The organism is Bacillus sp. V3B (assembly GCF_024494465.1).
Lineage (GTDB): Bacteria > Bacillota > Bacilli > Bacillales > Cytobacillaceae > Bacillus_BD.
The window spans coordinates 1-9332 of sequence record NZ_JAETXM010000045.1 but is presented as its reverse complement, the minus strand read 5'-3'; the positions used below and the strand labels follow the sequence as shown (position 1 = coordinate 9332).

The 9332-nt window shown below is 39.2% G+C and carries 7 protein-coding genes; 4 read left to right on the top strand and 3 right to left on the bottom strand.

Translation table 11 applies throughout. From position 1 onward, the window contains the following. Positions 1-180: 180 nt before the first annotated feature. The 3 genes from JMM81_RS22040 to JMM81_RS22030 form a co-directional block, all read right to left on the bottom strand. Complete coding sequence (locus JMM81_RS22040; protein ID WP_256243700.1) at positions 181-1311, bottom strand: NADH-dependent flavin oxidoreductase; 1131 nt, start codon at positions 1309-1311, stop codon at positions 181-183. Between the two features lie 172 nt (positions 1312-1483). Beyond that, positions 1484-2899, bottom strand: coding sequence for an FMN-binding glutamate synthase family protein (locus JMM81_RS22035; RefSeq protein WP_256243699.1), 1416 nt, complete (start codon positions 2897-2899; stop codon positions 1484-1486). Between the two features lie 141 nt (positions 2900-3040). Further along, a complete protein-coding gene (locus JMM81_RS22030; protein ID WP_256243697.1) occupies positions 3041-4453 on the bottom strand; it encodes an FMN-binding glutamate synthase family protein in 1413 nt (470 codons plus the stop codon). Positions 4454-4880: 427 nt separating this feature from the next. Here JMM81_RS22030 and JMM81_RS22025 point away from each other — a divergent pair, with 427 nt between their 5' ends. The 4 genes from JMM81_RS22025 to JMM81_RS22010 are packed head-to-tail and all read left to right on the top strand — an operon-like array spanning position 4881 to position 9061. Continuing rightward, complete coding sequence (locus JMM81_RS22025) at positions 4881-6458, top strand: spore germination protein (RefSeq protein WP_256243696.1); 1578 nt, start codon at positions 4881-4883, stop codon at positions 6456-6458. A 23-nt stretch (positions 6459-6481) separates the two neighbouring features. Further along, entirely contained in the window at positions 6482-7696 is a 1215-nt protein-coding gene (locus JMM81_RS22020) for a Ger(x)C family spore germination protein (RefSeq protein WP_256243695.1), read from the top strand. Next, a complete protein-coding gene (locus JMM81_RS22015) occupies positions 7693-7917 on the top strand; it encodes a hypothetical protein (RefSeq protein WP_256243694.1) in 225 nt (74 codons plus the stop codon). The genes JMM81_RS22020 and JMM81_RS22015 overlap by 4 nt, the downstream gene beginning before the upstream one ends. A 40-nt stretch (positions 7918-7957) precedes the next feature. Continuing rightward, on the top strand, positions 7958-9061 hold the full coding sequence (locus JMM81_RS22010) for a GerAB/ArcD/ProY family transporter (protein WP_256243693.1): 1104 nt from the start codon (positions 7958-7960) through the stop codon (positions 9059-9061). The last annotated feature ends 271 nt before the right edge of the window (positions 9062-9332 follow it).

Genomic DNA, 9332 nt, shown 5'->3' with positions numbered 1-9332 from the left:
GCCACAGGATGTGGCTTTCTGAAGCGTGATAAAAATCCGGGCGCAAATCCGGGCGCAAATTCGGCGGGGCGAATTTGATATATTAAATCTTTTAATCTCGATCCTATTTTTCAGAAAAGGAGAGTTCCCCCAACAAACTGACAAGAAATGGCTAAAACCATTCCTTGTTTTAATCTCTTTTTAATCTTCAATTGGAAACCATCCAGGTGTGTTGACAATCACTTGCCAAAGAGGATCTGGCACGACAAGACGAGATTGAGCGTCTTTCTTTAGTTTTATTTCAATTTCAGACTCTTTTCCCTGCTTAACTTTTTCAACCCAATCAGGGTCAATAATAAGCTCTCGTCCGATTGCAATCATTGAAACACCACTTTGAATAGATTTTAAAGCATCGTCTGCTGTGTAAATTGAGCCTACACCAATCACTGGAACACTTTCCCCAACTCTCTCCTGAATAATTTCAAGGCGAGAACGGGAATCTTCAACACCGCGTCTTGGAGTTGACCAGAACTCCATTAAGGAAACATGAAGGTAATCAAGCTCTTTACTTGCCAAAACATCCACTAATGCAAGAGTATCTGCCATTGTAATTCCAGGTGTTTCAGGCTCCTCTGGTGAGAATCTATATCCAACGAGGAATGGTTCTTTTGCATGTTCAGCCACTACCTTTTTCACCTCATCTACAACAGCAATTGGAAATGATAGTCTTTTTTCCAAACTGCCACCGTATTGATCTTCACGTCGGTTGGAATGTGGTGAAAAGAACTGCTGAATTAAATATCCATTAGCTCCATGTAGTTCAACCCCATCAAATCCAGCTTCGATCGCTCTTCGGGTAGATTCGCCAAAATCACGAATAATTGATTGAATTTCTGCCTCAGTCAAAGCACGAGGAACTTGATCTGATACTACGCCTTGTTCTGCCGGAACAGCACTAGCACTTACAATTTCTCCATCTGGAACTAATTCTGGAGGACACATCCTGCCACCATGGAAAATTTGCAGGACTGCTTTTGCTCCTTGTTCTTTAATTGCAGAAGCTATTCTGCGTAAGCTTAGAATCAAGTTATCATGATCGCTTCCAAATTCACCTTTAAATCCTTTTCCATTAGGTGTGACATAGGCACAAGCTGTTACAACCATTCCGACTCCATTTGAACGGCGACTATAATAGGCTACTTCCTCATCTGAAACTGTACCGTCTTGATTTGAAGAAAAAGTGGTCATCGGTGCCATAACGACACGATTATCTAATTGAATTCCGCTCCGCAAGGTAATTGGCTGGAATAGTGATATATATTTTGAATTCATAATTCTTGACCTCCGTATTTTAGTAAACCTCTTTATCATACTTTTACGATATAAAAGATGCATTAAATATGCTTGATGATAGTAGATTCTCAGTAAAGTTTATTTTCCTTAATATTTCATATAGTATATGTGATTCTTTTTCTGCTTTTCGTAAATTTGCTGACAAGGTCACTTATTTCTCTGTTTGTTCGTTTTTCAAAGTTTCAAATGAAAATGGAATGCCGATCATTTTAGCAGTTAACTCATCGTACGATACTAAATCTTTTTTTGACAACTCTTTTAAAGATCGTTTTCCCATCGCTCTTAACGCCATTTTCAGTTCTTCCGTACTTGCCGTTAAGAACTTCTCCGCTGATTTTACTCCATCTTCAACTTTAAATTGATCCTTGAATTTTCCGTTATACCAGACTGCTTGTGTTGGTGGTTCAAATGGAAGAGCATTTAAGGATTGAGTATGTGAGACAGTAAATAACATGGCAGAGCCTACGTATACAGCATCAGCCCCGAGTGCAAGCACCTTTAAAAAATGCCCAGGTACTAAAAGACCGCCTGATACAATTAAACTAATTTGTCCTTTCATATTTCTTTTTGCTAGATGATTAACAGCCCGAACAAGCCCGTGCAATGTTGGGATTCCAAAGTCATCGCATAAAATAGGAGGGGCCTCTTTCATAGCTGCTTGTCCACCGTCAATCGCAATAAAATCTACACCCATGTCAATTAAATGATCAATATCTTCTTCAATCTTTCCACCCATCCCAATTTTCACACCAATAGGAACACCGCCTGTCATCTTCCGGAGTTCCTCAACAAGTTCTTTCATATCATTTAATGTTTGGTTTTCAAAAAAAAGTTCACCGATCACGGCATCTTCATTTTCCTTAAGCCCCATCACTTCACGAGCGCGCCCTGTTAAATCTTTTGGTAAGATTTCTCTGCCCATCCCGACTACTGCACCTTGCCCCAACTTAATTTCAATCATGTCGGCACGCTTAATGACATCCTCTTCCTTTGCCCATTCTGTTTTGGAAAACTGTAAAATATAGTTTCCCGCGCTGTCTAATTCTTCAGGTAAAATTCCGCCTTCACCAGAATTAATCGCGGTTCCGACATTTTTTGCTGCTTTTGTTAAAGCAAGCCTTGCTTGTTCACTCATTCCAACCCCGTAACCCATCCCGCTGATCATCAGAGGAATATTAATTTTCATAGGTTTTTTTGCTTTTGGTCCAATAGTGATCGTAATATCTACTTCATCTTCACCATTAATTGGAAACGGTGTCGTCTGTGCAGGAATAAAGGTAATTGGATCCAAATGCGGCCACTTTTTTGCAGAGCCAGTAAGTGGACGTGGAAGGACAGTGCCTATTTCGGCACGCAAGCTATTTTCAAGCATATTTTGAATGCCCATATGCCGAAGTCCTGGCATCAACTCCATAATATTTTCTTGATAGCTGTCAGTTAAAATAATTTTTCCGGTTTTCTTCACTATTTGTTTCATCAACCAACGCCAACCAACAAGCATGAATAAAAATAAGACAAATAAAATGGTTATCATTGCAAAAGTCAAATAGTATAAAATGTTCGGCATATTCACTTCACCACCATTACATAAATTCAATTGTATTTCTCGCAGCGTCTATTATTAAGATGTTCTATACAATTTAAAGAGCAAGAAAGAGCATTTCATCATAACGATTTGAAGGAAAGTAATCATAAAACAGCTAACCGTTCAGCGTTCTTTTTGTTTGTCTTCCCAAGCTTCAAATGTAAACGGAATTCCAATCATTTTAGCGGTTAGCTCATCGTATGATACTAAATCTTTTTTTGACAACTCTTTTAAAGAGCGTTTCCCCATCGCTCTTAACGCCATTTTCATTTCTTCTACACTTGCCGTTAAGAATTTTTCTGCTGACTTTACACCATCCTCGATTTTAAATTGATCCTTAAATTTTCCTTGATTCCAAATAGCTTGTGTAGGAGGCTCAAATGGAAGCGGATTCAATGATTGAGTGTGTGAGACAGCAAATAATAGGGCAGAGCCTACATAAACGGCATCAGCCCCGAGTGCAAGGACTTTTAAAAAATGACCAGGTACGAAAAGTCCACCTGAAACAATTAAACTAATTTGTCCTTTCATATTTCTTTTTTCTAGATGATGAACAGCACGGACAACGGCATACAATGTCGGTATTCCCATGTCATCAGATAGAATGGGGGGTGCACCGAGTGCGGCTCCTTGACCACCGTCGATTGCGATAAAATCAACACCCAATTCAATTAAATGGTCAATATCTTCCTCGATTTTTCCACCTGTCCCCATTTTTACACCAATGGGAACACCTCCTGTTATGTTCCGAAGTTCCTCAACTAGTTCCTTTATATCTTCTAATGTTTGCTCTTCAAAAAAATTATCAAAAATCACGGCCTCTTCATTTTCTTTAAGTCCCATTACTTCACGAGCACGCCCTGTTAAATTAGTGGGTGAAATCCTGCCACCCACTCCAAATGTTGCACCTTGTCCAAACTTAATCTCGATCATGTCAGCACGCTTAATGATCTCTTCTTCCTTTGCCCATTCTGTTTTGGAAAACTGTAAAATATATTTTCCTGCTGTGTCTAATTCTTCAGGAAGAACTCCGCCTTCTCCAGAATTAATCGCAGTTCCTACATTCTTTGCTGCTTCCGCCAAAGAAAGCCTCACTTGTTCACTGAGTGCGATTCCGTAAGCCATTCCGCTGATCATAAGTGGAATTTGAATTTCCATTGGTTTTTTTGCTTTTGGCCCAATTGTGACCGTAATATCTACTTCTTCTTCACCATCGATTGGAAACGGTGTTGTCTGTGCGGGGATAAAGGTAATCGGATCCAAATGCGGCCATTTTTTTGAAGAACCAAGCGGGCGATGAAGCACATCGCCTGTTTCGGCACGCAAGCTATTCTCAAGCATATTTTGAATGCCCATATGCCGAAGTCCTGGCATCAACTCCATAATATTTTCTTGATAGCTGTCAGTTAAAATGATGTTTCCCATCTGCTTCACTATTCGTTTCATCAACCAACGCCAACCAACAAGCATAAATAAAAAAAAGACAAATAATATGGCAATCATTATAAAAGATAAATAGTATAAAATATTCGTCATACTCACTTCTCCACTATCAACATTAATTTAGCAGTTCATCCTTTTATTGTTTCTATAAAAAAGATAATTATGTTATCCAAGGAAATAATAACTACAATTTTATTGGAAGCAAGCTATGAGAGGATGATCATTTCATTGTTTCTCCAACGTTAAGTACATTTATCCCGCCTTAATGGGTAGTAAGACCCCTGCCTCAAGACTTAGAAAAAATTAAATAAGGACAATTAAAAAAATACGTTCTAGTCTAAAATCATAGAGCCATTCATTTTTTTAACTCAGGGCTAAAAAACAAATGCAAATTGTATCTGTTACAAAATGAATCGTAAGTTCAGTCAATGTTAGGTTTAGTATTTTCTGTATAAAATAACCAAAATAACAAATCATATACAAAAGAGTTAAGGGACCTGCAATAAGAGGGGGATTCAGCTTGATTCGTAATATAAATAAATTATTAAAGAAAGAAAAAGAAAAGAAGCCTCCTGTACAAAACAATCAGGAAGATTCTAAGCCACAGGATGTTCTTTATCACAGTTTTGATCAAAATATCGAAATATTTCGTTCAATTTATCAAAATTGTTCAGATGCCATGTTTCGTTCTTTTTTACTTTTCGGACAAAAGAGAGCCATGATTATTTATATTGAAGGCCTTTCAGATATTGAAGGAATAGAGAATTTTGTGCTTACTCCTATCATGCAGATAACACTCGATGAGTCTCAATCGTTAAATGAGTTTCTCGAAAATAAAATGCCTGTTTCGAAAGTGAAGAAAGTGAAATTAGTTGCAGATTGTATTGAGTCCATTTCAAATGGGAATCCCATCCTTTTGTTTGAAGGGGAGCTTAATGGATATTCGTTAGGATTGGCTAAATGGGAGAAGCGATCAATCGAAGAGCCAGTCGCAGAAGGCGGAATTAGGGGATCACGAGAAGGATTTAATGAATCTCTTGGGGTAGGTACGTCTCTATTGCGACGTATCATCAAAAGTCCTGCTCTTAAAATGCAAGGCATGACAATTGGAAGTTATTCGAGAACAAATGTCGTCCTTGCCTATATTGAGGGAGTTGCAGATAAAACGCTGATTGATGAGATGACGAATCGTCTGAAACGAATTGAAATTGATGGGATCTTAGAAAGTGGATATATTGAAGAAATGATTGAGGACAATCCTTACTCACCTTTCCCTCAAATCATGTCGACAGAACGACCGGATATAGCTTGCTCAAGTTTATTAGAGGGGAGGGCAGTGATTCTAGTAGAAGGAACTCCCTTTAGTTTAATTGCTCCGATTTCTTTTTTTTCTTTGATTCAATCACATGAGGATTATTATCAGCGCTTTATGATAGGAACTACTATTCGGTGGTTGCGTTATTTATTTTTTGGAGTCTCTCTTTTGTTCCCTTCCTTATATGTGGCTATTCTAACATTCCATCAAGAGATGGTACCAGCCCAACTGCTGTTAAGCATGGCAGCTTCTCGGGAAGCGGTTCCTTTTCCGGCCATTGTTGAAGCGCTGCTCATGGAAATTTCATTTGAAGCACTGCGGGAGGCAGGGGTTCGATTGCCGAAACAGATTGGCGCAGCTGTCAGCATTGTTGGCGCGCTTGTGATTGGTCAAGCTGCCGTTCAAGCCGGATTGGTTTCAGCACCAATGGTCATTGTCGTAGCGATTACGGGAATCTCTTCATTTATGATTCCTCGATATATTGCTGGAATTGCGATTCGGATGCTACGTTTTCCGATCATGCTGCTTGCCGCCACTTTAGGATTGCTTGGCATAACGATGGGAATCATCGCCATAGCGCTTCATTTGTGCACCTTACGTTCCTTCGGTGTGCCGTATTTATCACCACTGGCACCGCTAAAAGTCCGTGAGCTGAAAGACGTTTTATGGATATCTCCTTTGTGGAAGATGGATACACGTCCGCGCCTTACTGGGGAATCTAATGTATACCGTCAGTCCCCGGGACAGGAACCGGGTCCAAAAAAGGGTGGTGACACAGAGTGAAAATTGGAGGTAGGTGAACCAATATGTTGGAGAAAGGAAATGGACAATACTTTATGAAAAGTATCCTTCTTTTACTTTCGACTTTTGTGTCAATCCTTTTCTTGAGTGGATGCTGGGATCGCGTGGAGGTCAATGATTTGGCGATTGTCACAGGAGCTGCCATCGATAAAAAAGATGATAATCAACTCGAACTCACTCTCCAAATATTTATACCAAAAACACTAGGCGGCGGTGGGGGTGAAGCTTCTGGAAGTGGAGGGGGGCAAATGACATTCACAGCATCCCAAACAGGGAAAAATATTGCAGATTCTCTGTCAAAAATTCAAGGGAAAATTCCTCGTGAAATTTTTTGGGGACAATGCAAAGTATTTATATTTGGGGAAGACTTAGCGAAGCAGGGAATTCAAGAGCAGATGGACTTTTTGCTCCGTCATCCAGAGCCAAGGGGAAGAGCATATGTATATATCAGTGAGGGGAATGCAAAGAATATTCTTGAAATAGTGCCTAATATAGAAAGGTATTCGACGGAAGTTTTACGGGAAATATCGAATTATCGCGTTGGAATGCAGATCACCATCCAGGATATTGATGAAATGTTAACGGGCACAGCTCAAGCCGCTGCAGTTCCATACGTTAAAATTAAAAAAGAGCAGCCAAGTGAAGGAAAACCACTTAAGTATGTTCATATTGATGGAACGGCCGTTTTTCAAAAGGATCAAATGGTTGGAAGGATTACTGAAGCGGAAACAAGAGGTGTTTTATGGTTAAGAGATGAAATTAAAGGATATACAGTTAGTGTGGAAATCGAAGGTGAGGAAGGGCTTGTGTCTTTAAATCCAGTGTCAGCACGTGTGGATTTGATCCCTCAAATTCATGATGGAAAATGGAAAATGACGGTGAAGGTTGCTACAGAAGGAGCTATCGTACAGAATGAAACAAACTTGAGCTTTTCAGATCCAAAAGTGTTGAAAAAGGTAGAAAGTGCCTATCAGAAAAGTATTGAAAATCGTATCCAGGAGGCTCTTAAGCAAGTACAGCATGAGCTGCATGCGGATATTGTTGATTTTTCTAAAGAATTCTATCGGGAATATCCCAAGCAATGGAAACGAGTTGAAAACCACTGGGATGAGCTGTTTCCAGAAGTGGAAGTAAACATTAACGTTAAGGCTCATATTCGCAGGCGGGGTCATATAAACAAGCCAGGATCATTGCCAGACGAAGAGGTGAAAGAAGAGTGAGATGGGGAGCATTTTTTGGAACTACACTTATTATTACCATAATCATTTTCATTCAATGGCCAAGAATAAAACAATACTCTAAAAAAGAAAAATGGACCTTTTTCATTCTGCTCCTTATCGGTTGGGGGCTATCCATGTTCGATCTCCCGCATATAGCAGGCCCTGTGACATGGCTGAAAGCACTTTTTAAACCATTTGCACCATTAATGGAAAAAGAATGATGATTTTGTGTCTTCTATTTTGCGCACGGAAAGGAAAAAAATGATGGAGAAAGGCAAAATTTCATCCCTACAGATGGCACTCATGATATATCCTACCATTATTGCTACTAGTATTATTTCGAGTCCAAGTCTTGTGGCGAAATATGCTCAGAATGATTTATGGATATCGCCCATTTTAGCGTCCGTTATCGGATTTGTGACCATCTATATCGCATATGAATTACATAAACTTTATCCGAAACAAACGGTGATTCAATTGAGTGAACAAATTGTAGGGCGGTTCGCAGGGAAAATGATCAGTTTGTTTATTCTTTTCTTTTACATTTGGGCTACTGGACAGATCGTTAGAGGTTACAGTGAATTTATTGTTAGTTCTTTTTTGATTGATACTCCGATTAGTGTCATTATGGCATCGATGGTACTACTTTGTGCATTTGCTGTGCAAGGCGGAATAGAAGTATTGGGGAGAATTGCTCAATTGTTTGCACCTTTGTTTACTGTACCAATCCTCGTTGCTGTCGTTTTATTGAGCCCTGACTTCGATTTAAAAAATATATTCCCAATCTTAGGGGGAGGAATCGTACCCCCGATTAAGGGTGCTCTAGTGCCAGGAGCATGGTATTCGGAATTTTTCCTGATCATTTTTCTGCTGCCTTTTTTAACAGATGTGAAAAAAGCCAGAAAATATGGGATGTTGACTGTTTTAGCCGTCATGTTGACGTTGGTTGTGGTTAACTTGGCTTCTCTATTTGTACTCGGAGAAACGACAGCTTCTAAGGCTTTTCCCTTGATGAATGCAACCCGAAATATCCGTGTTGGAGAGTTTTTTGAAAACTTGGAATCGATCGCCATGGCCGTTTGGATTGTTGGAGCGTTTGTCAAAATCTCTGTCTTTTATTATGCGGTTGCTTTAGGTACTGCACAATGGCTAAATCTTTCAGACTACCGGGTCGTGATATGGCCATTTACCATTATAATTATGGAATTTGCCTTTTGGTCAGTACCTAGTTCGTCAGAATATGTTTCTTATCTTCTGACAGTACTTCCTTTTTATGGACCATTCGTGCAAACCATTATTCCATTTTTTCTATTAATGATTGCGATGGTACGTAAGAAAACTCAAAAGAAGACGGAATCAAGCTAACATTTAATAACGTTGTCATCTCTTTTCCATGTATTTTAGGGGTTCGGAAACGATTCTTAGATTGAGTGGGCTTTTAAATAAGTTTCCATTAGTAGTTTGTAACTAAATCCACAACAAAGACAAATATATACAGATAAATAGCTTCAAGGGCACGTATGATATTCTTCTTTAAATTCATAAACAATTAATCTTCCTTTCTATGTAGTAGTTTATCATTTTAGGCGAGAAGACTCTCACTTCAATTTTGTGAAGGGAAACTCCCAAAAATAAG